General features: G+C 59.9%; 1 pseudogene. It reads right to left on the bottom strand.

Annotated features, from left to right (window positions below):
- Positions 1-504, bottom strand: a pseudogene (locus BK660_RS30190) (propionyl-CoA--succinate CoA transferase); the annotation flags it as partial.

Genomic DNA, 504 nt, shown 5'->3' on the forward strand with positions numbered 1-504 from the left:
GACGTTGCCGTAGATGTCGAACTCCAGCGCCGTGTTGATGCCGATGATGCCCAGGCGCCGCACCACCTCCGGGTGGTTGGAGATCTCCTGCGGACGCAGTACCAGTTTGTCCTTGTACTTCTCCAGATTGCCGAATACGTCGCTGTTGCGGCGCTCCGACAAAGTAATCGAGCTGCCCGACGCAAAGCTCAGCTTGCCGGCGTCGATCAGGTCGAAGGTCGAATCCTGCAGCACTTCGGAGTACATGGTCAGGTCTTCAAACGGCGAATCGATCAGGCCACACATCACCGCGTTGGCAATGTTGCCGATCCCCGCCTGCAACGGGCCGAGCTTGTTGGTCATGCGCCCGGCGTCGACTTCCTGCTTGAAGAAGGTAATCAGGTGATCGGCGATGGCGTTGGTGTCGACGTCTGGCGACGACACGGTGGACGGCGAATCGGCCTGTTGGGTGATGACGATGGCGACGATCTTCTCCGGCGGAATCGGAATCGCCGTGCTACCGAT

Source organism: Pseudomonas brassicacearum (assembly GCF_003732265.1).
In the GTDB taxonomy this organism is placed as follows: domain Bacteria; phylum Pseudomonadota; class Gammaproteobacteria; order Pseudomonadales; family Pseudomonadaceae; genus Aquipseudomonas; species Aquipseudomonas brassicacearum_D.